This window comes from Enterococcus sp. SB12 (genome assembly GCF_030910025.2).
In the GTDB taxonomy this organism is placed as follows: domain Bacteria; phylum Bacillota; class Bacilli; order Lactobacillales; family Enterococcaceae; genus Enterococcus_B; species Enterococcus_B faecium.
Window position 1 is genome coordinate 704,670 of sequence record NZ_CP175675.1, and the last position, 24,377, is coordinate 729,046.

A 24,377-nucleotide genomic window follows, 5' to 3' on the forward strand; every position below is an offset into this window, starting at 1 on the left:
TTTCATAAATACAAATTTGTTATTCTCTCATGATTATCAGGGTATATTTTTATTTATTATGTCGGTGTTCCAGGAAGTGTTTTAATTTAATAACGAAGAAATTAATTGTTTGTAGAATGAAGGAAACTATTTATTGGGTAGATGAATCACCACGAATAGTCAAAGGAGATTTCAGGATATGCCAAAAATGAAAAAAAAACATTTTAGCAGTAATATTATTTTCTACGGTTATATCTTTTACAGCCCCTTTTTTGCGTACTTAAGCTGATTTTAAGTTTTGACCCTTAGTCTGGATCTACGAGGTGAGAGTCAAGAATGAAAAAAATAATTGGAGCTTTTGTATTTGCAATCATTATCATTATTATCTGTTTTCAAATAGATGTTTTTGGTCAAAAAAAGATAGTTGGACAAACGGTCAGCAGTACGAACAGTACGGTTACAAAGACAAAGGAATCATTTGATGACACAGAACAAGAGACATTAATCAAAATCGGAAAAAATGACCGTACACTATATACAGATGACTCGCTAACTACCCCACTTGCAACTATAAACGGCGGAGAGCTGGCGGAGTTTCTTTCTGAAACAAAAAATGCTTATCAGATCAAGACAAATGATGGCTATACTGGATATTTAGCCCTCGAAGATGGAACCAAAGTCACAAAGAATATACAAACAAAACCGGAAGAGCTATCTGATGCAGTGATTGTATTAGATCCTGGGCATGGCGGAAATGATACTGGGGCATTAAGCAATGATGAACAAACAGAAGAAAAAGATATAACATTAAGTACAGCCATAAAAGTAAAAAAGGCGCTAGAGGATGCTGGAGCAACGGTTTATTTGACCCATACTACAGATGAATTAGTACAGCTTGGAGATATATGCGACTACAGTGAAGAAAAAAAGGCAGATGTCTTTATCAGTTTACACGCAGACTCTACGGAATATGCGAATGAAGCAACTGGAATCACGACATATTATTACTATGGACAAGAGGAAACATTAGCACAGACAATTGCTGACTCCTTCACTGATCTGCCTCTGGATTCAAGAGGAATCTCCACTGGGAACTATCAAGTTCTTCGAGAAAATCTTCAACCTTCTATTTTAATCGAGATGGGTTATATGAATAATGATAGTGATTTAAAGGAATTAGTAACAGACAGTTATCAGCAGCAGATTGCTGCAAGTTTGACACAAGCATTGACCACTTATTTTCAGTAATAAATAAGCCCAGCCAAACAAAAATAGCTCTTCATATTTTTCGTTTGGCCGGGCTTATTATCGCAGATGCAAGCTTTTGAACACCGTTTAAGGAAGAGGTTGTGAGCCTGCCGTTTAACTCCGCGTCACAAGGAGCAATTTCAAAAAACAGCTTCTCATGTTTGATGACTATTGTGACTTGTGACCGAGGAGTTGGCATGAGAACACCGTTTAAGAAAAAGGTTGTGAAATCAACGTTTTGTTCTGAGTATTAGAGAAACAAACGGAAAAATAGTTCCTCATATTTTGCCGTTTTTTGAGCTAATACCGAGGATCAGATGATTGAACACCGTTTATTCGGAACAAGGGACTGTGACATGACTTTTGTCACAGTTCCATTACTTTTTTAGTAGCTTCAAAGCTTTTTCTGTATTGGCAAAATGAAGTTTGGCATATTTTTCAAGCATAGGCATGCCGCCTTTCTCCAATAGTTTTGCCGCTACTTGGTCAGATTTCGTTCCAGCTCCTGACGGAAGGGTGATTCCAGATTCAGCTGATGCTTTGTCTAACTCTTCTAAAAAGCTGGCACGACTGATGATAGAAGCAGCAGCAACAGATAAATGATATTGTTCTCCTTTAGTAACGAAGTACAGTCTTTCTTGTAATTGATTTTTTTCTAAACGCGCATATTTTTTAAAATTTGCTTCTGGCGTAAACTGATCGATCAAAATCGCTTCTGGTTTTTCTGGTGCGATCTTTTTTAGCAGCAAATGGATTGCTTGATTATGCAAAGCGACTTTCATCCGAACAGCATTGTATTTTGGCTGGATCTCATTGTATTTTTCTGGGGGCAAGACAAGTAGTTTGTAAGGGATAGTTTCTTTTAAGACATCAGCAAGTTGGATGATTTGGCTATCTTTTAACTCTTTTGAATCTCGAACACCAAGTTTACGTAATTCTGCAAGCTGATCACGTTTCACATAAGCAGCACATACTGTTAGTGGACCGAAATAGCTGCCATTTCCGACTTCATCGCTACCTAAAACGGATAATTGACTGATATTTTTTGGCAAAGAAGAGACCGTTCTTGCTGGTTTGGCCTGTTTATCCTGTGCCTGTCCCCAGCGCTGAGCTTCCGTTTCTGCGTTTGCCCCTTGGAACATCACTTTTCCTGATGTGTAAGCAGTGATGGTCGTCCCGTCTTTTTTAGCAGCAAAGATAGTATAAGGAATCTGTTTATTTAACAAATAAGAGCGATAGTATGCTTTCATTTGACTAAGTTGGTCGTTCGTTGCTTTGATAATGACGTTGCTCATAAAATTCTCCTCGTTTTTATACATAAATCTATACCGCAACTCCTGAATTTTCGTTTTCTAAGAGATTGCGAGACATAGCATTTTTTTTAAGTTTATCATATAATAGTTAAGTATGTGAAAAATATTTGTGGAGAACGGTGAAAGAACCAACTTCATGGTACACTAAATAAAACTTTCATCAAATAGGAGGAAATGATTCGTATGGCGCACGAAAAAACACGCTACAAAGCAGTGATTGCCAACCAAACATATACTATTATCGGACGGGAAACCAAGCATCATATGGATATCGTAACGAAGCTGATCAATGAGCAGTTAGCAGAATTGAAACAATTATCACCACAAATGGATAATGAACAAGCAGCGATCTTGATGGCTGTCAATGCGCTTTCGGATCAATTGAAGAAACAAGAAAGAATCTTGGAGCTAGAAGAAGAAACAGCAGAATTAAAGAAAAAAATGATCAAATTTACAGAGCTTGAAAATCGCGTAAAACGCATGGAAGCAATCGAGAATGAAGCTCGAGAAGTACTGAAAGAAAATGGTCAAGCAGATTATACTATTAAAAATCATGTGGAAGCACAACAGATTTTAAATGAAAAACGAAAAGGACAAATCAAACAAAAATCTTCTAATTAAGATCCTTTTATCAAAATAAGAAAAATTTAAAAAAGTTAGAAGAGAAAGGAACGTAGCATGCTGAGTTTGCTGATTTTATTTTTATTGCTAATTGCGTTTTTTTCTGGAGCACGTCGCGGGTTTGCTTTACAAGTCATATTCGCAATCGGATATGTGTTGTCATTTATTGCTGCCCAGCATTTTTACAAACCATTAGCAAGTCATTTGGAATTATACATTCCATACCCAGCTGTCACCCCGACATCAAAGTTAACATTTTTTGATCAAGTATTTGCCTTTCACCTAGATGAAGCTTTTTATGCAGGAACGGCTTTTCTGATCATTTTGCTGATTGGCTGGCTGATTACCCGATTTGTGGGGGTCTTTGTCCATGGATTGACGTATGTGCCGATCTTGAGACAGGTAGACTGGATTGCAGGAGGCATCCTGTCACTAATCATGGCTTACGTTACTATATTTTTGATTTTGCAGTTACTTGCCTTTGTTCCATTAGATGTGGTCCAAAATCAATTCGGCGAGCATAGTTTCGCTCGTTTTATCGTTGAGAGAACGCCATTTCTTACCAACAAGATGTATGAGCTTTGGGTAACGAATATTTTGAATTAAGGAAAACAGTGCTGGAAAATATTTCGTTTTTTGTACACAGTAGTTTATTTAAGAAGGCTGCGTAGCGTATGTCCGGCACAGCTCTTTTTTCATAGTGAAAGATAAGGTGATAAAATGAATAACCGAATCCTTGAAACATTGGAATTTGAAAAAGTCAAACAGATGGTCAGACAATTTGTAGTGACTGCACAAGGAAAAGAAGAACTGGCAGAATTGGTACCAGTGAGCGAGGAACAAACGATCACAAACTGGCTTCAAGAAACTGAGGATGGATTGAAAGTGCAACGTCTGCGAGGCGGGATCCCTATACCTAAACTTGAAAATATCCGTCCCCATATGAAACGGATTGAGATCGGAGCAGACTTGAATGGAGTGGAGCTTGCACAAGTTTCCAGAGTATTGTCTACGACAAGCGAATTGAATCGTTTCATTGATGATCTTTCTGACAGTGAAATCGAATTTGCACGTTTGTATATGTGGGCAGATCAGTTAGTCACGATCCCTGTTTTGAGCCGCCGTTTAAAGGAAGCAATCGATGAAGACGGACGCGTGACTGATGACGCTTCTCCTGAGTTAAAGAGCATAAGACAGAACATTCGGCGAAGTGAACAAGCTGTTCGTGAACAGTTAGATGGGATCGTCCGTGGGAAAAATGCAAAGTATTTAAGTGATGCGATCATCACCATGCGAAATGACCGCTACGTTATCCCAGTCAAACAAGAATACCGCGGTGTATTTGGCGGTGTAGTCCACGATCAAAGTGCTTCAGGACAGACTTTATTTATTGAACCAAAACAAGTGGTGGATTTGAATAATCGTTTGCGTCAATATCAAATCGCTGAACGAAATGAGATTCAACGTATTTTAAGTGAACTTTCTGCAGAACTTGTTCCACATCGTCAAGAAATCATCCACAATGCTTATGTGATTGGTAAAATGGATCTGATGAATGCAAAAGCACGATTTGGTAAAGAACTAAAAGCCATCGTGCCGGGAATCAGTGAAGACAATCATGTCGTCTTGAAACAAGCAAGACATCCGCTGATCGATCAGGAAAAAGTAGTTCCTAATGACATCACAATCGGAAAAGACTATCAAGCCATCGTCATTACAGGACCTAACACAGGTGGGAAAACGATCACGTTGAAGACTTTAGGTCTGTTACAACTGATGGGGCAAGCAGGATTACCGATTCCTGCAGGTGAAGAAAGTCAAATCGGTATTTTTGAGGAAGTATTTGCGGATATAGGAGACGAACAGTCGATTGAGCAAAGTCTATCGACCTTTTCTTCTCATATGACGAACACTGTAGATATTTTATCAAAAGTCAATGAAAAAAGTCTGGTATTATTTGACGAGCTCGGTGCAGGAACAGATCCGCAAGAAGGTGCTGCTCTAGCAATCGCAATCTTAGATGATCTTGGTAAAAAGTCTGCTTATGTGATGGCAACAACGCATTATCCTGAATTGAAAGTTTATGGATACAATCGGGCAAATACGATTAATGCCAGCATGGAGTTCGATGTGGATACACTAAGTCCAACGTATCGTTTGCTGATTGGCGTTCCTGGACGAAGCAATGCGTTTGAAATCTCTAGCCGATTAGGTCTTGATACAGAAGTTATTGATGAAGCGAAGCAGTTGATGAATGATGAGAGCCAAGATTTAAACGAAATGATCACAGATTTAGAGAATCGCCGGAAAATGGCAGAGACCGAATATCTGGAAATGCGTCATTTTGTTTCTGAGGCACAAGAACTTCACGATGATTTGAAAGAAGCTTACAGCTATTTCTTTGAAGAACGTGAAAAAGAAATGGAAAAAGCAAAGAAAAAAGCAAACGAAGTCGTGTCAGAGGCGGAAGAAAAAGCAGAAAAAATCATTGCTGATATTCGTAAAATGCAACAGCAGATTGGGCAAGGAAATGTGAAAGAGCATCAGTTGATCGATGCAAAGACCCAATTAGCAAATCTACATCAAGAAGAAACTTTGAAGAAAAATAAAGTATTGAAGAAGGCGAAAGAACAAAAAACGTTGAAACCGGGAGACGAAGTGTTGGTTACGACTTACGGCCAAAGAGGGACGCTTTTACGTAAAAACGGGAATCAGTGGCAAGTAGAAATCGGTATATTAAAAATGAATGTATCCGAAGACGAGCTGACGCCTGTTGCTCCTCAAAAAGAGCCGACACAACGAGTTATCCATGCTGTACGATCTGAATCTAGTAGTCACGTGCCGAATCAATTGGACCTTCGAGGAAAACGATACGAAGAAGCGCTAAGTGAGGTAGATCAATATTTGGATTCTGCCATTCTAGCTGGTTATCCTCAAGTGACTATTGTCCACGGAAAAGGAACAGGCGCACTTCGCAAGGGAATTACTGATTATCTTAAAAACCATCGGAGCGTCAAAAGCTTTGAGTTTGCACCGGCAAACCAAGGCGGAAATGGTGCGACAATTGTTAAATTTAAGTAAAGCTTACTAAAGGTAAGCAGATGGTTCGCTATCCAAGTATAGAAATGCTATACTAGTCATAGATTTTAAAAATGGAGGTCTTTGATATGTCACAAGTAATTACAGATAAGACATTTAATGAAGAAACAGATAAAGGACTTGTATTGATTGATTTTTGGGCAACTTGGTGTGGTCCATGTCGTATGCAAGCACCGATTTTGGATCAGTTGGAACAAGAATATGATGAAGAAGAATTCAGAATTGCTAAAATGGATGTGGATGAAAATCCAGAAACTCCTCAACAATTCGGTATCATGAGCATTCCAACATTAATGTTGAAAAAAGATGGTCAAGTAGTAGAAAAAGCTGTTGGTGTTCATTCAAAAGAACAACTACGTCAAATGATCGATCAATATTTATAAAAACTTAAAGCAAAAATAAGCTGAGGGTGGGACTGAATCCAGTTCCGTCCTCGGTTTTTTTGCGGTTGAGTTAAGGTTATTCAAATTAATATTTTTTGAGTATAATTACGTTGTCAGGCTGGATTGTTTTTTTGACAGACATGCTATAATAACTTTAATTGAATATGAAGGGGAGTACCAGATGAACGAACGAATCAAAAACAAATTAGCTTTACTTCCTGATCAGCCCGGCTGTTACTTGATGAAAGATAAAAATGGAACGATCATTTATGTCGGCAAAGCCAAAATATTAAAAAATCGTGTCCGCTCATATTTTACTGGCAGCCATAATACGAAAACGGAACGGCTTGTTAGTGAAATCGAAGACTTTGAATACATCGTTACAGAATCGAATATCGAAGCATTGCTCTTAGAGATCAATCTGATAAAGAAAAATGATCCTAAATACAACATTATGTTAAAGGATGATAAAACCTATCCTTTCCTTAAGATAACGAATGAAAAATATCCCCGTTTGGTGATTACTCGTAAGGTACTAAAAGACAAAGCACTGTATTTTGGACCATATCCCGATGTCGGTGCGGCGAATGAGACAAAGAAGATCCTCGATCGATTATTTCCTCTGAGAAAATGCAAACCTAGTCAGACGAAGGAGCCTTGTCTTTACTATCATTTGGGACAATGTCTGTGTCCTTATTATTTCGACGTAGATCCGAAAGTCTATGCGAAAATCGTTGATGAAGTGAAAAACTTTTTAAACGGAGGACACGAAAAAATCGAGTCAGAGATCCATCAGAAAATGGAAAAAGCTGCTGAAAACATGGAGTTTGAAAAAGCTGCAGAATACCGAGACCAGATCCGTGCCATTGAGACAATCATGACTCGCCAAAAAATGACAAATACTGATTTACTGGATCGAGATGTATTTGGTTATGCGATTGACAAAGGATGGATGTGTGTCCAAGTGTTTTTCGTAAGACAAGGAAAGCTAATTGAACGAGATGTTTCAATGTTTCCTTTCTATAACGAAGCAGAAGAAGATTTCTTGACTTACCTCGGTCAGTTTTATCAGGAAAATGAGCATTTCATTCCTAAAGAAGTCTTGATTCCTGATACGATCGACAAGCCCATTGTAGAAGCTTTGTTAGCTACGAAAGTGCTGCAACCAAAACGAGGAGAAAAGAAAAAATTAGTTGAATTGGCGAATAAGAATGCCTCAGTTGCTTTGAATGAACGGTTTGATCTGATTGCCAGAAAACAGGAACGGACGATCGGAGCAGTTGAACGTTTAGGAAACGCGATGAATATCCCGACCCCAATACGTATCGAGTCTTTTGATAACTCTAATATCATGGGGACGAATCCTGTGGCTGCGATGGTCGTATTCATTGATGGAAAACCGGCAAGAAAAGAATATCGGAAATATAAAATAAAAACAGTCAACGGACCGGATGATTATGCATCAATGAGAGAAGTCATCTATCGCAGATATTCACGAGTGATTCGCGAAGGGTTGCCTTTACCTGATTTGATCTTGATCGATGGAGGAAAAGGACAAGTAGATGTGGCAAAAGATGTCTTAGAAAATCAATTAGGAATCGATATTCCTATTGCTGGCATGGCAAAAAACGATAAACATAAAACAAATGAGTTGCTATTCGGTACAGATTTGGCTGTAGTACCGCTTGAGCGAAATTCACCAGAGTTTTTCTTACTCCAGCGAATCCAAGATGAAGTCCATCGATTCGCAATCACTTTCCATCGGCAGCTACGCAGTAAAAACAGTTTTGCTTCCCGATTAGATGAAATTGAAGGGTTAGGACCAAAACGAAAAAAAATGCTGCTTAAAGAGTTCAAATCGTTGAAAAATATCACAGCAGCCACGACAGAAGAATTACAAGAAATCGGACTGCCGAAAAATGTCGCACAAAACGTATTTGATAAATTACATCAGGAATGAGGAAAGGGCACTTTACAAAGAAAGTAAAGTGTCCTATCATTTTATGTACAACAAAAAGAGCGTTTACGTTTTGTTGGTAAATAATAAATCGCTTACGTCTGGTGTCTAAGGATATATGTGATTTCTTGAAGAAGGAGTGAAGAAATGTTAGAAGTCAAGGATCTTGTTAAAACTTTTGGGAACTACACAGCTGTCGATCATGTCTCTTTCCAAATCCCCGATGGAAAAATCATGGGGCTAATTGGCCAAAACGGGGCTGGGAAGACAACGACTTTTCGTTTGATCTTGGATTTTTTGACACAAGACCAAGGAGAAGTGTTATGGAATGGCCATCATCTTGGGGAGAAAGATTATGATGTCATCGGTTATCTTCCGGAGGAACGGGGACTTTATCCGAAAGTAACGATTCAAGACCAACTGCTTTATTTTGCAGAACTTAGAGGGAAATCAAGAAAAGAGATTGAACCAAAAATCGATTTTTGGATGGAAAAATTTCAGGTAAAAGGGAAAAAGACGGATAAAGTAAAATCTTTGTCTAAAGGAAATCAGCAAAAAGTCCAGCTGATCGCCACGTTAATCCATGAACCTAAATTGATCATTTTGGATGAGCCATTCAGCGGGTTAGATCCGGTAAATGCTGAATTGCTAAAAGATGGAATATTGGAATTGAAAAAACATGGTTCATGTGTCATTTTTTCTAGCCACAATATGGATAATGTAGAAAAAATCTGCGATCATTTGATCATGTTGCGAAACGGAAAAATGGTTTTGAATGGAAAAGTACATGAGATTCGTGAATCATTTGGCCGTACGAAGTTATTCTTGGAATCTGGTTTAAGCCAACAGGAAGTAGAAGAAATCGAAGGCGTGAAAAAAGTGATCCTTCATGAAGACAATACGTTAGAGATTACCTTAGAAGATCCTGAAGCTGGGAAAGAAATCTTTACTCGTGCGACTCAGTTCGGCTACATTCCTATGTTTAACCAGCAACCGCCAACTTTGGAAGAGATTTTCAAATTGAAAGCAGGTGAAATCGATGCGTAAGTTTTGGATTATTACCAAAGATGTCTATTTAAAAAATGTTAAGTCGATTTCTTTCTTGATCATGATATTAGTCCCTTTTATCATGCTGGGTATCATTTATGTAGCAGGAAACTTTGCTCAACAAAATAGTGATGTCAATAAAATCGGCGTATTGGCTGATAATGAGCAAATCAGTCAGCAAATGAGCCAAGTCAAAACAGATGATTTTGAGTTCAAAGCAGTTGATTCTGAAGAAAAAGCACAAAAAGAGCTTTCGGAAGAAAAAATCGATGCGTATTTAGTAGTCTCAACTGAGAATGATAAGATAAATGGGATGCTTTATAGCGAAAATTCATTAGGACAAAGTACACAACTACTGATACAACAACAACTGACTGGCTTGCAATCGATGCTTCGAGCAAGTCAATTAGGCATTTCACCAGAAGAAGTAGCTAGCTTGAGCCAACAAGCAAGTTTGACTCGACAAAAAGTCAATTTTGATTCAAAAGGAAAAATGACAGTCGGAGAAGATAACTCGACAGTCCAATATGTCGTAAGTTATGTAGCAACGATTGTCTTGTTCATTATTATTTTGACGTATGCGCAGATCATTGCACAAGAGATCGCTTCTGAAAAAGGCACGCGGATCATGGAAGTGATCCTGTCCAGTACGACTGCACAAAAGCATTTTTACGGAAAACTAACAGGTGTTTTACTTGTTGCATTAACGCAAATGGCATTATACGGTATTATTTTTGGTATAGGATACAGTCAATTCAAAGATATGGAAATGGTCAAAAATATATTAGACGGTATCTCATTGGATAACTTGATTGGACCATTCTTGTGGTATTCTCTTCTATTCATGATCTTTGGCATTTTGATTTTTTCTGTTTTAGCAGCTTTATGTGGCTCTTTGGTCAACAAAGCAGAAGATACAGCAAAAGCAATTTTGCCAGTGACTTATCTATCTCTAGGCGGATATATGCTTGGATTGATACTAGGAGCTTCAGATCCAAACAATATCGTTATTCGGATCACTTCGTATATTCCATTCTTATCTTCATATATTATGCCGGTTCGCTTAGCAAATGAGACAGTCGGTATGGGTGGAGCATTGATTTCCTTGTTGGTACTTGTAGCCGTAACATTCTTATTGATGATCTTGTCTGCAAACATGTACAAATCGAATGTACTCGTTTATAGCGAAGGCGGATTATGGAGTTCATTAAAACAATCGATTTCAATTATGAGGAATGAACGAAAAAAAGCATAAAACAATCCTAAAATACAGAAGGAAGCTGGACATCTATTGTTCCCAGCTTCTTTTTGTATAGACCTATTTTATTTATTTTACTATATTGGATATATATTCATTGAAAATAGTGTACAACAACTTTATAATATTGAGTATACCAATTTTTGGAGGCGTTTTAATGGACCGTTATTTAGATTTACTTTCAGAAAAATTCCCCTCAACGGAAGATGTCATCACGGAAATCATCAATCTCGAAGCAATTTTGCAGCTTCCAAAAGGAACAGAGTTATTTTTGAGTGATATACATGGCGAATTTCCTGCTTTTGATCATATTCTGCGTATCGGTTCAGGAAATCTTAAAGAAAAGATCAAAGACCTTTTTTCTGAACAAATGACGGAAACGGATATCAGCCAATTCACTATTTTTACGGCTTATCCAGAATATGCATTAACGACTGATTGGTACAAAGAACAAGATAAATCGCAGCTGATCCATCATTTGATCGATCTTTTACGGTTTACGACAGTCAAATATACCCGGTCAAAAGTTCGAAAAGGATTGCCGAAAGAATATAGCTATATCATTGAGGAACTCTTGTATATCGATGACCGTATCAATGGAAAAAAAGACTATGTAAAAAAAATCATTGAACAACTTGTTTTGATGAAGGAAGAAGAAAAATTTTTAACGAAACTTGCACAGACGATCCAAAAATCTGTCATCGATCATTTGCATATCGTTGGAGATATTTTTGACCGAGGAACTCAAGCAGCAAAAGTGATGGATCGAATCATGGATTTTTCTTCTGTAGATATCCAATGGGGAAATCATGATATTTTGTGGATTGGTGCGTATTGCGGCTCTGAGGCATGTTTACTGACACTTTTACGGATTGCAGCACGCTATAATTATTTATTTGAATTAGAGAAAGAATATGGGTTGAATTTACGTCCATTGTTTTCTTTTGCTCATCAAACTTATCAGAAGAATCCAGTATTTGCGCCTAAAAACAGTAAAGATCTATCCGAAAGAGAGCAAGAAGAATTAGAAAAGATCCATCAGGCACTTTCTATCCTTCAATTCAAATCAGAACATCAGTTATTGGATCGTCGACCTGAATTTAAAATGGACGATCGTAAATTGCTGGAAAAAATCGACTATGAAGCATCAACGGTTGATTTAGAAGATCAGCTCTATGAGTTGAAAGGAACTTGTTTTCAAACGATCCAGCCAGATGATCCAAAAAAATTCTTGGAAGAGGAACAAAAAGTGATTGATAGTTTGATGTATTCATTCCAGCATTCTTTGAGAATGCAAAAACATATGACGTTTTTGATCGAAAAAGGGGGAATGTATCTCACGAACAATCAGCATGTGCTGTTTCATGGCTGTATACCTGTAGACGAGAAGGGACAGCTCTTAGCATTTGAATTAGACCAATCTTATCGCGGAAAAGAACTGCTGGGCTTTTTTGAAAAACAGATAACTGAAAGCGCAAAAGATCTGACTGCAAAAGAAGATTTAGCAACCGATTTGATTTGGTATGCATGGAGTGGGCCATTTTCGCCTTTATTCGGCAAGAGTAAAATGGCGACTTTTGAACGTTATTTTCTCACAGAGCCTCATACGCACATCGAGAAAAGCAATCCTTATTATCACTTGCGAGATGAAGAGTGGTTCAGTGAAAAAATTTTAGCAGAATTCGACACAAAAGAAGAAGGGTCAGCAATCATTAATGGGCACACGCCAGTAAAAGTAAAAAAAGGGGAGTCACCGATCAAAGCAAATGGAAAAGTATTTGTCATTGACGGAGGTTTATCCAAAGCTTATCAAAAAACGACAGGAATTGCCGGTTATTCACTATTATGCAATTCTTATGGTTTCCAAATCGTGACACATTATCCGTTTTTGCCTATTGAACAACAATTTGCAAAAAAATCCGACCAAACAAATGTGAAAAAAGTAATCGAACAGCAACTACCACGCAAACTCAATCGTGATACAACAAAAGGTATGGAACTGCAGCAGCAGATTACCCAGCTCAAAAGGCTGTTGGACTATCGAAAGGACGATTGAGAAGAATTCCAGTGAACATTGTTCCATAGACTGGAGACTGAGACAAAAGTCGTGTCGCAGTCTCTTTTTCCGGATAAACGGTGTTCAATCAGCTGACCCTCGATATTAGCTCAAAAAACGGTAAAATATGAGAAGCTATTTTTCCGTTTTGTTTCTCTAATACTCAGGTCAAGGCACTGATTTCACAACCTCTTCCTTAAAAGGTGTTCAAAAGCCAGTTTCTCGGTATTAAGCCAAATTTATGCAAAAATGTTGAAAGCCATTTTCACAAAATTTTTCTTAATACTCGAAACTAAACAGCTTTTTCACAACCCCTCAGAAAGTCTATTAAAATTCATTCACAAAGAAATCGAATAAGCGCTGTTCAGATGGATGTACACGGTGGGTAAGTTCCGGATGCCATTGGACACCGAGGATTTTATGCGTATCATCTTTGCTTTGAACCGCTTCAACGAGTCCATCGTTAGAAAAAGCGATGGCTTTTAATAAAGGTGAAAGATCTTTGACTGCCTGATGATGGTAAGAATTCACAAAATATGGATCGGGGAGAAGGTTGCTTAACAAACTGTCTGAAACAATCTTGACTTCGTGAGTCGTAAATTGCGGGGCAGTGGGCTGTTGTTCATGTTTTACTGACCACTTTGGATATAATGAAAGATCTTGATAAAGTGTACCTTCCAAAACGACATTCAATAGTTGGAGTCCCCGGCAGACTGCAAAAATTGGTTTTCTTTGTTTCAATGCTTCCAAGATCAGTGCCTGTTCAAATTGGTCTCGTTGAATATTTGTTTCCGTTAGTTTTGGATGAGGGTCTTCCATGTAAAGTTGCGGACTAACATCCTGACCGCCTGCAAGAATGAGTTTGTCGATTTGTCCAATCAGTTGAGAAGCTGAATCTGGAGACATGACTGGCAGAATAAGAGGCAATCCTTGAGCATCTAAAACTGCATCCACGAATCCTTGCGGTGTATAGCTCACTTGATTTCCTTGGAAAGTATCTGTTGCTCGAATCAGTTGATTTCCGGCAATGCCGATGATTGGTTTCATTTGTATTCCCCCTAAAGTAGACCTATTGTAACAAGGATTATAAAAAAATTAAACTATGTAAGACTTGCCCCTATACTTATCTGTTCTTGCTGTGTTACTATCTGTAAAGAGAAATTTCGTGTGAAATTCATGACGATAGTTGAAAATATTGCTTAATTTGTTATAATAAAAATTAAGCAGAAATAAAAAGGTTGGGCGTAAGCTTCAAGGATCTAGTTCTTCAAGGGGTGAGAAGGACATTTTATTGAAGGGGCCTGCCTATACTAAGTTATCTTTAGAGGTACATACTTTCAATGAAAAAAGAAAGCATGTACCTCTTTTTTAAATCGAAAGGAAGTGAAGCAAGTGTTAGAAGCTTTGGAACAAATCCGAAAAGCAGAAGAAGAAAATGAAAAGCGTGCTCAAACACTGCGGCAGCAGCTGAAGATCTATGCAACAGAAAAAGAGCAGGAATTGGAAACGATCCAAACAAACTATCGACAACAACTAAAACAGTTGGTGGAAGAAAAAGAACAATTCGAAATACAAGAATTAGAAAAAGAAAAAATGAAATTGAAAGCAGAAGCAGACAAGGTGCAAGCAACTTTGAAAGATCAATATCAAAAGCATCAGAGTCAAGCGATCGGTGCGATCATTGAAAGGGTGAAAGAAACTTATGGCCGTCACTAAGATGGAAAAAGTGACCCTCATTTCAGATAAAAGAAATCAGGAGAGGATTTTACAAGCAGTACAAGGAATCCAAAACGTTGAAATCCGGGATCTGTATCAAAATAGAACAAACAACCAGTGGGTGGAGAAGTATTTTCCAGATACCACGATTATTGATAAAGAAGCAAAATTAAGCGCTTTAGGTAATCGGTTGAAAGATATCCAAGAAGCTATCCAATTCATACAACACCACGGCGATAGCCGTCAAAAGAAACTCCATTTAAAACGTCAAGAACTTTCCTTACAAGATTTGGAAGCCAATTATTCCGAAGAAAATTTCATAAATAAATTGAAAGAAGTCCTTGATTTAAAAGAAAAGTGGGAACAACTAACTGAAGAACGTGATCGTTTAGAAGAAGAGGAAGAATGGCTTCTTCATTGGCAACAGCTGGATATTGCTCCAAGTATGTATGCAAGTAAGACGACCATTTTTGAGATGGGGACTGTGAGTGCAGCAAATTTTGAAAGTTTCAAGGAAGAACTGAGTAAGCTTGATGACGTTTATATGGAAGAAATAGATTATACGCCAAAACAAGTTTATCTTTCGTATGTTGCTTTAAAAAAATCAGTTGCTGTTATAGAAGAAATTGCTGGGAAATACGGGTTCAATAAAGAAACGTATCCTTATGAACAAAATCCTAAAGAAAAACTGCAAGAGACCAAGCAGCAATTATCCATTGTTCACGAGCAGCAAAAGAAGATAACGACAGCGTTAGGTCAGTGCAGTGGCTATATCCAAGAATTTGAATGGGTAGAAGAAGTCACACTTGCCGTTGCAGAACGAGAAAAAATAAAAGAACGGTTTATCCATGCGACTTATCTGATCGTTTTGCAAGGTTGGGTAGATGCAGAAGAAAAACAGAATTTGCTGCATGTGTTAAACGAAACCGTATCAGAAGAAGATATATACGTCAGTTTCGAAACACCAAACTCAGAAGAGATTCAGCAGGAAGTCCCTACTAAATTGAAAAACCATCCGCTTGTCGAACCTTTTGAATTGCTGACTGAAATGTACAGTCTGCCAAAATATGAAGAAGTAGATCCAACACCTTGGATGACACCATTTTATCTTGTCTTCTTCGGGATGATGGTCGCAGATGTTGGTTACGGATTGCTGATGCTCATTGGGACAATACTAGCTCAAAAACTACTTGTTCTACCACGCGGGATGAAACGTTTCGTAAAATTCTTTGAGATTCTCTCGATACCATCGATCATCTGGGGATTGATCTACAGTTCATTTTTCGGACAGGCATTACCAAAAGAACTGTTTGGCATCCGCTTGCCTTTCCCAATCCTATCTACGACGGATGACGTCAATACGATTTTGATTTTATCCGTGATTTTCGGTCTGATACAGATTTTGGTTGGATTATTTGTGGCAGCAAAGGAAAATATCAGGAGAAAAGATTACTTGAGTGCTGTCAGTGATGGATTTGCCTGGCAAGGGATCCTAATTGGGATCGTTATTGCGTTGGTTGGTGCCATGTTGATAAAAAATACAGCATTTGTTTACCTTGGCGCTGGGCTATCGATCATTGCTGCCTTATGTATCTTGATCGTTCCGATTATCCAAACGCCGTCTAAAGTCAAAGGTGCTGCCAAAGGTGCGTATAATCTTTACGGACTGACCGGCTATATCGGTGATTTAGTCAGTTATACACGTTTGATGGCATTGGGTATTTCAGGCGGAAGTATTGGAGCGGCATTCAATATGCTAGTTGCTTTCATGCCGCCAGCTGCTCGATTCAGTGTAGGGATCCTTTTGATCATCGCTTTACACGCACTGAATATGTTTTTGACACTGCTAAGTGCCTATGTCCATGGCGCACGATTGCAGTATGTCGAATTTTTTGGGAAGTTTTATACAGGAGGCGGACGTGCCTTTGATCCGCTGAAAACGGCGGAAAAATACGTCAACATCAATCACAAGAAAAAAAACAATAAATAATTGGAGGATTTTTATACAATGATGGATTACTTAATTAGTCAAAATGGTGGAATGGTATTTGCGGTATTAGCGATGGCAACAGCGACGATTTTTTCAGGGATCGGTTCAGCTAAAGGTGTTGGAATGACAGGTGAGGCAGCAGCAGCATTGACAACAAGTCAACCAGAAAAATTCGGGCAGGCTCTGATTCTGCAATTGCTTCCAGGTACGCAAGGTTTGTATGGATTTGTTATTGCCTTTTTGATTTTTATCAACTTAGGAAATGATATGTCAGTTGTACAAGGACTGAACTTTCTAGGCGCTTCTCTGCCGATTGCTTTTACAGGCTTGTTTTCAGGTATTGCCCAAGGAAAAGTCGCAGCGGCAGGTATTCAAATTTTAGCGAAAAAACCTGAACATGCTACAAAAGGAATCATTTTTGCTGCGATGGTTGAAACATACGCGATTTTAGGTTTCGTTATTTCCTTCTTATTAGTGTTGAATGCCTAAGCATAAAGGAGGAAAAGCAGATGAACGCCATTGAAAAAATCATCTCTCAGATGAACGAAGCAGCAGAGCAGGAAAGAGCGGCGTTAGAACAAGAAGAGCGAATGAAGATCGATCAAAACTTTGAACAAAAACGTACGCAAGTTGAAACAGAACATCAAAAACAAAAAGAAAAACAAATCGAATTACTCGAAAAAAAATACCGTCAGCTAAGGAATCGCCAGCAAGTAGAAGTACGACAAGAAAATTTGAATGCGAAGCAGGAATTTTTAAGACGATTGTTTGCAGATGCGGTAACTGAAATGGAAAATTGGGATGAATCTGAACAAATCCAGTTTATCAAAAATGCATTGTATTCATTACCTTTGACAGGAAAAGTAGCATTCATTGCTGGAGAAAAATCAGCAGCCTATCTTTCTCAGACGTTGTTGGATGAATGGAACAATGAACTTCCCTTTATGATGGTTTTAAGTGATGAAACTGTTGCTGATCAAGCGGGTTTTCTGATAAACGATCAAGGAGTTCAGTATAATTTTCTTTTCAGCAGCCTTGTACAAGATATCCAAGGAACGATGAGTTTTGAGATTGCCAATCAATTATTCGAATAAGGAGGGATCAGTGTATGGAATACCACGAACTAAATCCCTTGATTCGCGGAAGAGAGCTTGAACTTTTGTCCAATGAGACATTTGAACGGATGATTCAAACAAATTCTGTCGAAGCACTTGGTGAAATATTGAAATCCACGATTTACAGTCCATATATTTATGACGGATATGAATATGACTTCGAACAGAATCTTTTAAAGGAGCAGAGCCGTCTATTTCGCTGGTTAAAGGAATCAGCACCGGAGCCTGAAATCGTTTGGATCTATACGATGCGCTATACTTTTCATAATCTGAAGGTTTTGACAAAAGCCGAGATGACAAATCAAAATCTGGACCATTTGTATATCGACGATGGATTTTATTCATTAGAAACCTTGAAGGATGCCATTCATACGCAAGTTTCAAATGAACTCCCTGAAAGCATTATGGACAGTATACGAGAAGTACGTGATTATTTTGAAGAGTCTACCATTCTTCAGGGAATTGACGTGATTTATGATCGACAGTTTTTGACAGAGCAGCGACGGCTTGCCGATAAGCTAGGATATCAAGAATTGCTGACAGAAGTCATTGCTTTTATTGACTTGACCAATATCACAACGATGGCTCGAGGAATATTGCAGAAAAGAACATATGGGTTCATGACGACGGTACTTTCCAGCTCGGGAAGTATCGAAAAAGAAGTATTTTTGAACTTTGTAGATAAAGATATGGAAGATTACACGAATTTTCTATTAGAGACAGATTATGCTGATTTTCTGCGCCCTGTCATCCGTGAGGGAAATCTTGATCTCGTAAAGCTTGAACAGTTGAAAGATGATTATCTAAGTTCATTGTATCAAGAAGCACAAACACAGGCTTTCGGACCACTGCCACTACTAGCCTTTTTGAACGCAAAAGAGGTAGAAAGCAAAAACCTTCGTTTACTGGTTATCGGCAAAAGAAGCCATTTCGAATCAGAAACAATCAGAAAGCGGGTGAGACAAGTCTATGACGCATAAGATCGGTGTAGTTGGCGACAAAGATTCTGTTTTGCCATTCAAATTGTTTGGCTTTGATGTTCGTTATGGTACAACCAAGCAAACCGTTCGTCAGGCAATTGAAGAAATGGCAAAGAATGAGTATGGCGTGATTTATGTCACAGAGCAATGTGCAGCATTGAGCCCAGAAACGATCGAACGTTACAAGGAACAAATGATACCTGCTATCGTATTGATTCCCAATCATCAAGGATCATTAGGGATAGGGCTGGAAGAAATTCAAAAAAACGTAGAAAAAGCAGTAGGTCAAAATATCTTATAGTATGAAAAGGAGATAGAAATTTTGCAAATTGGAAAAATCATAAAAGTCTCCGGACCTCTTGTAATGGCTGAGAACATGTCTGATGCCAGTATCCAAGACATGTGTCTAGTGGGAGATCTAGGAGTTATCGGAGAAATTATCGAGATGCGTGGCGATGTGGCGTCTATTCAAGTATATGAAGAGACTTCTGGAATTGGTCCAGGCGAACCGGTTCGCTCTACTGGTGAAGCTTTATCTGTTGAATTAGGACCAGGGATCATTTCACAAATGTTTGACGGAATCCAACGGCCATTAGATACCTTTATGGAAATCACACAAAGTAATTTCTTAGGGCGCGGAGTTCAATTGCCCGCATTGGACCATGAGAAAAAATGGTGGTTCGAACCAACAGTAGAAGCCGGAGAAACGGTGAGTGCTGGAGATGTTATCGGGATCGTAGAAGAAACAAAAGTTATAAAACATAAAATCATGGTGCCAAATGGGATAAAAGGTACGATCAAAACAATCGAAAAAGGTTCATTCACTATTGATGAAACAGTATGTGTCATTGAAACCGAAAATGGTGACAAAAATTTGACGATGCTTCAAAAATGGCCAGTAAGACGTAGTCGGCCAATCAAAGAAAAATTAAACCCGGATGCACCCATGATCACTGGACAGCGAGTGATTGATACATTCTTCCCAGTGACAAAAGGAGGAGCAGCAGCTGTACCTGGTCCTTTTGGTGCAGGGAAAACAGTCGTTCAGCATCAAATTGCAAAATGGGCCGATGTGGACATGGTTGTCTATGTGGGATGTGGCGAGCGTGGAAATGAGATGACGGATGTTTTAAATGAATTCCCTGAATTGATTGACCCTAATACAGGAGAATCGTTGATGGAACGTACGGTATTGATTGCTAATACATCAAACATGCCAGTAGCAGCTCGAGAAGCTTCTATCTATACGGGAATCACAATTGCGGAATATTTCCGTGACATGGGTTATGACGTTGCTATCATGGCAGACTCCACTTCACGATGGGCAGAAGCACTTCGTGAGATGAGCGGACGTTTGGAAGAAATGCCTGGTGATGAAGGTTATCCAGCTTATCTTGGTTCACGGCTTGCGGAATACTATGAACGATCTGGAAGAGTCATTGCATTAGGATCAGAAGGTCGCGAAGGAAGTATAACCGCAATCAGTGCTGTATCGCCGTCTGGAGGGGATATTTCGGAACCAGTCACACAAAATACATTGCGGGTCGTAAAAGTATTCTGGGGTCTTGATTCCAGTTTAGCCCAAAAAAGACATTTTCCTTCGATCGATTGGATACAAAGCTATTCTCTTTATTCAACAGAAGTAGGGAAGTATATGGATCATATCCTTCAAGCTGACTGGGCATCCATGGTCACCGAGGGCATGCGTATTTTGCAGGAAGAACAGCAGCTGAATGAAATCGTGCGTTTGGTAGGGATTGATTCCCTTTCAGATAATGACCGTCTGACATTAGAAGTGGCAAAATCCATTCGTGAAGATTATTTGCAGCAAAATGCTTTTGATGATGTCGATACATTCACTTCAAGAGAGAAACAATTCAAAATGTTGAAGATGATCTTGACCTTTGGTGAAGAAGGACGCCGTGCGTTGTCGTTAGGTGCTTATTTAAGTGAGATCATGGACGGTACCGTATCGATTCGTGAAAGGATCGGACGAAGCAAATATATCCCGGAAACAGAATTAGAAAAACTAGATCAAATTATTGGTGAAATCAAGCAAACGATGCAAACGATCGTTTCAGAAGGAGGCATGAGCGATGATTAAAGAATATCGTACGATCGGTGAAGTCGTCGGTCCATTGATGGCGGTTGAAAAAGTTGCTGGTGTCAAATATGAAGAATTAATCGAAGTTCGTATGCAAAATGGCGAGATTCGTCGTGGACAAGTATTGGAAGTCCAAGAAGATAAAGCAATGGTCCAAATATTCGAAGGAACAAGTGGTATCAATTTACGTGACTCTTCTGTACGATTTTTAGGCCATCCTTTAGAACTAGGTGTATCGGAAGACATGATCGGTCGAGTATTCGATGGTTTGGGACGACCGAAAGATAACGGACCAGAGATCCTGCCTGAAAAGCATTTGGATATTAACGGAGAAGTAATCAATCCAGTAGCTCGGGATTATCCAGATGAGTTTATCCAAACAGGTATCTCTGCAATCGATCATTTGAATACATTAGTTCGTGGGCAAAAATTACCAGTATTTTCTGGCTCTGGTCTTCCTCATAAAGAATTAGCTGCTCAGATCGCGCGACAAGCAACGGTACTCGATTCATCAGATGATTTCGCCGTAGTCTTTGCTGCTATTGGAATCACTTTTGAAGAAGCAGAATTTTTCATGGAAGATTTTCGTCAAACGGGCGCAATCGACCGTTCTGTCATGTTTATGAATTTAGCAAACGACCCTGCAATCGAACGTATCGCTACTCCTCGTATGGCTTTGACTGCTGCAGAATATCTTGCTTATGAAAAGGGAATGCATGTTTTGGTTATCATGACAGACATGACCAACTATGCAGAGGCATTGCGAGAGATTTCTGCAGCACGGCGAGAAGTTCCAGGAAGAAGAGGATATCCTGGGTATCTTTACACGAACTTAGCTACTTTATTCGAACGAGCAGGAAGAATCCGCGGACTAAAAGGATCGGTTACTCAAATTCCGATTCTAACAATGCCAGAAGACGATAAAACTCATCCAATCCCTGACTTGACTGGTTATATTACAGAAGGACAGATCATCTTGACTAGAGAGCTTTACAAGAGTGGGATTCAGCCACCAATTGATGTACTCCCGTCTCTTTCGCGGTTAAAAGATAAGGGAACTGGACCCGGAAAGACAAGAGAAGACCATGCAGCTACGATGAATCAGCTTTTTGCAGCCTATGCACAAGGAAAACAGGCAAAAGAATTAGCCGTAGTTTTAGGTGAATCTGCTTTATCTGATGTAGACAAGATCTATGCGAAGTTTGCTGAGCGGTTTGAAAAAGAATATGTCAATCAAGGATTCTACACGAACCGTTCGATTACTGAAACACTTGATCTAGGGTGGGAACTGCTATCGATGTTGCCAAGAACCGAATTAAAACGAATCAAAGACGACATGCTGGACAAATATCTGCCAGAAGGGAAGTGAGTTCTGATGGCACGATTGAATGTGAATCCGACCCGCATGGAATTGACTCGATTGAAAAAACAGTTGACAACTGCCACAAGAGGGCATAAATTATTAAAAGATAAGCAAGATGAACTGATGCGTCAATTCATCCTGTTGATTCGAAAGAACAACCAGCTGCGTCAAGAAATGGAAGAGTCTATGACAGAAGCAATGTCTGATTTTGTATTGGCAAATGCTTCGATCACGGAGCCTTTCATCGAAGAATTATTTGTTTTGCCGGCGGAAAACGTTGATTTGTCTATCGTAGACAAAAATATCATGAGTGTAAAAGTACCTGTGATGAATTTTGAATATGATGAACAGCTGACAGACACACCTTTGGAATACGGGTATTTGAATTCCAGTGCCGAACTGGATCGGTCAATCGATCGGTTTACTACCCTGCTTCCAAAACTTTTGGAACTGACAGAAATCGAAAAAACTTGTCAACTGATGGCGAGTGAAATCGAAAAGACACGTCGGCGAGTCAATGCATTAGAATATATGACGATCCCTCAATTAGAAGAAACGATCTATTATATTCGTATGAAGCTGGAAGAAAACGAGCGCGCAGAAGTAACAAGGTTGATCAAAGTAAAAAATATGGGTACCACTGACTAAGTGGTATCCTTTTTTAAAAGAGGAAAACGATGATTAAACAAAGCAAACAAATAAAGAAACGCTTGCCGGCTGTTCAGCTTCTCGCATTAGGATTTTTTCTCCTGATTTTAGTTGGCGGCGGCCTACTTACCCTACCATTTTTTAGTAATAGTGGGCATGGGACAAATTTTATCGATGCGCTTTTCACTGCAACTTCTGCTGTCTGTGTGACGGGATTGACAACATTGAATACAGCAGAGCATTGGAACAGTGCTGGTCAATTTTTGATCATGCTTTTGATTGAGATCGGCGGTCTTGGTTTTATGATGGTTCCGATTCTATGCTTTGCATTGATAAAGAAGAAAGTCAGTCTCAGCACACGTATTATATTAAAAGAAGCGCTGAATCTAGAAGAAGTATCAGGTGTGATGAAGCTCATGCTTTACATCCTGAAATTGGCCTTTGTGATCCAACTGATTGGTACGGTTGCTTTATCTTTTGTATTCGTGCCTGAATTTGGCTGGTTGAAAGGTATCTGGTACAGTTTGTTCCATGCAATCTCTAGTTTTTGTAATGCAGGGTTTGATTTGTTAGGAGACAGTTTAGCCAATCACCAGCAAAATGTTTATTTGATCATGGTGGTATCTGCTTTGATCATTTCTGGCGGGTTAGGCTTCATCGTATGGCGTGATTTACTGGAATATCATCAGAAAAAGAAGATAACGATTCATTCAAAAATCGCATTAACCGTTACAGGTACCCTTTTATTAGGCGGATTCGTTGTGTTCTTTTTCACAGAGCGCAATGGGGAAACGCTAGTGGAAGGGAATATGTTTCAACGATTGGCAAACACCTTTTTTATGAGTGTGACACCTAGAACGGCTGGATATTATTCAGTTGATTACCTCCATATGAGCCATGCAGGTCTGATTTTAACGATGTTTTTGATGTACATCGGTGGAACATCTGGGTCGACGGCCGGCGGATTGAAAACAACTACGTTAGGTGTGTTGCTGATCCAGATGCGTTCGATGCTTAAAGGACGTACGAGAGCGGAAGCATTTGGCCGTACCATCCGACAAGGCGCAGTGTTGCGGGCACTTACTTTATTTTTTGTTACGTTGACGTTGTGTGTAGTCGCCATCATGATTTTATCGGTGACTGAAACGATACCTAAAACTTCTGGCATCGAATATATTGCTTTTGAGGTCTTCTCTGCGTTTGGTACAGTAGGTCTTACGATGGGATTGACGCCAGACTTGACTGCAATAGGGAAATTGATCATTATAGCGCTTATGTACATTGGACGAGTTGGTGTATTGACTGTGGTCTTCTCTCTGATGACAAAAGCACAAAGAACACAATCAAAATACAAATATCCAGAAGAAAGTGTCATGATTGGATAATTTCATCTTCTGACAGAAACCTAGTGATTTAGTAAAATAAGAAAATAAAATAATTTTTCTTGCTTCTTGGATACTTTAAGTGCAAAATGTTCGTTTATTTTTTGAGGCACTACCC

The 24,377-nt window shown here is 39.0% G+C and carries 21 protein-coding genes and 1 other annotated feature; of the genes, 19 read left to right on the forward strand and 2 right to left on the reverse strand.

What is annotated here, in order from left to right; translation table 11 throughout:
* Nucleotides 1–315: 315 nt before the first annotated feature.
* Entirely contained in the window at nucleotides 316–1,227 is a 912-nt protein-coding gene (locus RBL01_RS03385) for an N-acetylmuramoyl-L-alanine amidase (protein WP_002295084.1), read from the forward strand.
* 377 nt (nucleotides 1,228–1,604) lie between these two features.
* On the opposite strand, the gene rnhC is transcribed toward RBL01_RS03385, so the two are convergent.
* Entirely contained in the window at nucleotides 1,605–2,522 is a 918-nt protein-coding gene (rnhC, locus tag RBL01_RS03390) for a ribonuclease HIII (protein WP_038809701.1), read from the reverse strand.
* Nucleotides 2,523–2,723: 201 nt separating this feature from the next.
* Here rnhC and zapA point away from each other — a divergent pair, with 201 nt between their 5' ends.
* From zapA to RBL01_RS03430, 8 genes are all read left to right on the forward strand, one after another.
* On the forward strand, nucleotides 2,724–3,161 hold the full coding sequence (gene zapA, locus RBL01_RS03395) for a cell division protein ZapA (RefSeq protein ID WP_002290800.1): 438 nt from the start codon (nucleotides 2,724–2,726) through the stop codon (nucleotides 3,159–3,161).
* A gap of 57 nt (nucleotides 3,162–3,218) precedes the next feature.
* Entirely contained in the window at nucleotides 3,219–3,767 is a 549-nt protein-coding gene (locus RBL01_RS03400) for a CvpA family protein (protein WP_038809700.1), read from the forward strand.
* A 114-nt stretch (nucleotides 3,768–3,881) separates the two neighbouring features.
* Nucleotides 3,882–6,242, forward strand: a complete 2,361-nt coding sequence (locus tag RBL01_RS03405; RefSeq protein WP_165537813.1) for an endonuclease MutS2 — start codon at nucleotides 3,882–3,884, stop codon at nucleotides 6,240–6,242.
* An 86-nt stretch (nucleotides 6,243–6,328) separates the two neighbouring features.
* Nucleotides 6,329–6,643: a thioredoxin gene (gene trxA, locus RBL01_RS03410; RefSeq protein ID WP_002290803.1), complete on the forward strand. Its 315-nt coding sequence runs from the start codon at nucleotides 6,329–6,331 to the stop codon at nucleotides 6,641–6,643.
* A 181-nt stretch (nucleotides 6,644–6,824) separates the two neighbouring features.
* Nucleotides 6,825–8,603, forward strand: coding sequence for an excinuclease ABC subunit UvrC (gene uvrC, locus RBL01_RS03415; protein ID WP_038809698.1), 1,779 nt, complete (start codon nucleotides 6,825–6,827; stop codon nucleotides 8,601–8,603).
* A 144-nt stretch (nucleotides 8,604–8,747) separates the two neighbouring features.
* On the forward strand, nucleotides 8,748–9,647 hold the full coding sequence (locus RBL01_RS03420) for an ABC transporter ATP-binding protein (RefSeq protein ID WP_002295091.1): 900 nt from the start codon (nucleotides 8,748–8,750) through the stop codon (nucleotides 9,645–9,647).
* Nucleotides 9,640–10,902 (forward strand): ABC transporter permease, encoded by a 1,263-nt coding sequence (locus RBL01_RS03425; RefSeq protein ID WP_002296456.1) that lies wholly within the window; start codon nucleotides 9,640–9,642, stop codon nucleotides 10,900–10,902. The genes RBL01_RS03420 and RBL01_RS03425 overlap by 8 nt, the downstream gene beginning before the upstream one ends.
* Nucleotides 10,903–11,062: 160 nt before the next feature.
* The gene (locus tag RBL01_RS03430) at nucleotides 11,063–12,961 is read left to right on the forward strand and encodes a fructose-bisphosphatase class III (protein ID WP_010721985.1); all 1,899 of its coding nucleotides are present in this window, start codon (nucleotides 11,063–11,065) and stop codon (nucleotides 12,959–12,961) included.
* A gap of 327 nt (nucleotides 12,962–13,288) precedes the next feature.
* Here RBL01_RS03430 and RBL01_RS03435 read toward each other — a convergent pair whose 3' ends face one another.
* Nucleotides 13,289–14,008, reverse strand: coding sequence for a gamma-glutamyl-gamma-aminobutyrate hydrolase family protein (locus tag RBL01_RS03435; protein ID WP_010721984.1), 720 nt, complete (start codon nucleotides 14,006–14,008; stop codon nucleotides 13,289–13,291).
* 189 nt (nucleotides 14,009–14,197) lie between these two features.
* Nucleotides 14,198–14,245: a sequence feature (sodium ion sensor (DUF1646 type); this cis-regulatory element may regulate processes involved in with the transportation of sodium ions), on the forward strand.
* A gap of 99 nt (nucleotides 14,246–14,344) precedes the next feature.
* On the opposite strand from RBL01_RS03435, the gene RBL01_RS03440 reads away from it, so the two are divergent.
* Genes RBL01_RS03440 through RBL01_RS03485 form a run of 10 tightly spaced genes read left to right on the forward strand, consistent with a single transcriptional unit; the run spans nucleotide 14,345 to nucleotide 24,262 of the window.
* A complete protein-coding gene (locus RBL01_RS03440) occupies nucleotides 14,345–14,677 on the forward strand; it encodes a hypothetical protein (RefSeq protein ID WP_002349065.1) in 333 nt (110 codons plus the stop codon).
* Nucleotides 14,664–16,667, forward strand: coding sequence for a V-type ATP synthase subunit I (locus RBL01_RS03445; RefSeq protein ID WP_002318568.1), 2,004 nt, complete (start codon nucleotides 14,664–14,666; stop codon nucleotides 16,665–16,667). The genes RBL01_RS03440 and RBL01_RS03445 overlap by 14 nt, the downstream gene beginning before the upstream one ends.
* Before the next feature lie 18 nt (nucleotides 16,668–16,685).
* Entirely contained in the window at nucleotides 16,686–17,156 is a 471-nt protein-coding gene (locus RBL01_RS03450) for a V-type ATP synthase subunit K (protein WP_002292848.1), read from the forward strand.
* A 20-nt stretch (nucleotides 17,157–17,176) separates the two neighbouring features.
* Nucleotides 17,177–17,761, forward strand: a complete 585-nt coding sequence (locus tag RBL01_RS03455) for a V-type sodium ATP synthase subunit E (RefSeq protein WP_002295097.1) — start codon at nucleotides 17,177–17,179, stop codon at nucleotides 17,759–17,761.
* Between the two features lie 14 nt (nucleotides 17,762–17,775).
* Nucleotides 17,776–18,762: a V-type ATPase subunit gene (locus RBL01_RS03460; protein WP_002306177.1), complete on the forward strand. Its 987-nt coding sequence runs from the start codon at nucleotides 17,776–17,778 to the stop codon at nucleotides 18,760–18,762.
* Nucleotides 18,752–19,063, forward strand: a complete 312-nt coding sequence (locus tag RBL01_RS03465) for a V-type ATP synthase subunit F (RefSeq protein ID WP_002292844.1) — start codon at nucleotides 18,752–18,754, stop codon at nucleotides 19,061–19,063. Before RBL01_RS03460 ends, RBL01_RS03465 begins: the two co-directional genes overlap by 11 nt.
* Before the next feature lie 21 nt (nucleotides 19,064–19,084).
* Entirely contained in the window at nucleotides 19,085–20,866 is a 1,782-nt protein-coding gene (locus RBL01_RS03470) for a V-type ATP synthase subunit A (RefSeq protein WP_307780842.1), read from the forward strand.
* The gene (locus tag RBL01_RS03475) at nucleotides 20,859–22,235 is read left to right on the forward strand and encodes a V-type ATP synthase subunit B (protein ID WP_002292842.1); all 1,377 of its coding nucleotides are present in this window, start codon (nucleotides 20,859–20,861) and stop codon (nucleotides 22,233–22,235) included. Before RBL01_RS03470 ends, RBL01_RS03475 begins: the two co-directional genes overlap by 8 nt.
* Before the next feature lie 6 nt (nucleotides 22,236–22,241).
* Nucleotides 22,242–22,877, forward strand: a complete 636-nt coding sequence (locus RBL01_RS03480) for a V-type ATP synthase subunit D (RefSeq protein WP_002295103.1) — start codon at nucleotides 22,242–22,244, stop codon at nucleotides 22,875–22,877.
* A 29-nt stretch (nucleotides 22,878–22,906) separates the two neighbouring features.
* A complete protein-coding gene (locus RBL01_RS03485; RefSeq protein WP_002304549.1) occupies nucleotides 22,907–24,262 on the forward strand; it encodes a TrkH family potassium uptake protein in 1,356 nt (451 codons plus the stop codon).
* Nucleotides 24,263–24,377 lie beyond the last annotated feature (115 nt).

Bases quoted from the DNA above. Each gene is read 5' to 3' on its own strand.
- RBL01_RS03385 (WP_002295084.1), top strand. From the start codon at position 316: ATGAAAAAAATAATTGGAGCTTTTGTATTTGCAATCATTATCATTATT.
- rnhC (WP_038809701.1), bottom strand. From the start codon at position 2,522: ATGAGCAACGTCATTATCAAAGCAACGAACGACCAACTTAGTCAAATG.
- zapA (WP_002290800.1), top strand. From the start codon at position 2,724: ATGGCGCACGAAAAAACACGCTACAAAGCAGTGATTGCCAACCAAACA.
- RBL01_RS03400 (WP_038809700.1), top strand. From the start codon at position 3,219: ATGCTGAGTTTGCTGATTTTATTTTTATTGCTAATTGCGTTTTTTTCT.
- RBL01_RS03405 (WP_165537813.1), top strand. From the start codon at position 3,882: ATGAATAACCGAATCCTTGAAACATTGGAATTTGAAAAAGTCAAACAG.
- trxA (WP_002290803.1), top strand. From the start codon at position 6,329: ATGTCACAAGTAATTACAGATAAGACATTTAATGAAGAAACAGATAAA.
- uvrC (WP_038809698.1), top strand. From the start codon at position 6,825: ATGAACGAACGAATCAAAAACAAATTAGCTTTACTTCCTGATCAGCCC.
- RBL01_RS03420 (WP_002295091.1), top strand. From the start codon at position 8,748: ATGTTAGAAGTCAAGGATCTTGTTAAAACTTTTGGGAACTACACAGCT.
- RBL01_RS03425 (WP_002296456.1), top strand. From the start codon at position 9,640: ATGCGTAAGTTTTGGATTATTACCAAAGATGTCTATTTAAAAAATGTT.
- RBL01_RS03430 (WP_010721985.1), top strand. From the start codon at position 11,063: ATGGACCGTTATTTAGATTTACTTTCAGAAAAATTCCCCTCAACGGAA.
- RBL01_RS03435 (WP_010721984.1), bottom strand. From the start codon at position 14,008: ATGAAACCAATCATCGGCATTGCCGGAAATCAACTGATTCGAGCAACA.
- RBL01_RS03445 (WP_002318568.1), top strand. From the start codon at position 14,664: ATGGCCGTCACTAAGATGGAAAAAGTGACCCTCATTTCAGATAAAAGA.
- RBL01_RS03450 (WP_002292848.1), top strand. From the start codon at position 16,686: ATGATGGATTACTTAATTAGTCAAAATGGTGGAATGGTATTTGCGGTA.
- RBL01_RS03455 (WP_002295097.1), top strand. From the start codon at position 17,177: ATGAACGCCATTGAAAAAATCATCTCTCAGATGAACGAAGCAGCAGAG.
- RBL01_RS03460 (WP_002306177.1), top strand. From the start codon at position 17,776: ATGGAATACCACGAACTAAATCCCTTGATTCGCGGAAGAGAGCTTGAA.
- RBL01_RS03465 (WP_002292844.1), top strand. From the start codon at position 18,752: ATGACGCATAAGATCGGTGTAGTTGGCGACAAAGATTCTGTTTTGCCA.
- RBL01_RS03475 (WP_002292842.1), top strand. From the start codon at position 20,859: ATGATTAAAGAATATCGTACGATCGGTGAAGTCGTCGGTCCATTGATG.
- RBL01_RS03480 (WP_002295103.1), top strand. From the start codon at position 22,242: ATGGCACGATTGAATGTGAATCCGACCCGCATGGAATTGACTCGATTG.
- RBL01_RS03485 (WP_002304549.1), top strand. From the start codon at position 22,907: ATGATTAAACAAAGCAAACAAATAAAGAAACGCTTGCCGGCTGTTCAG.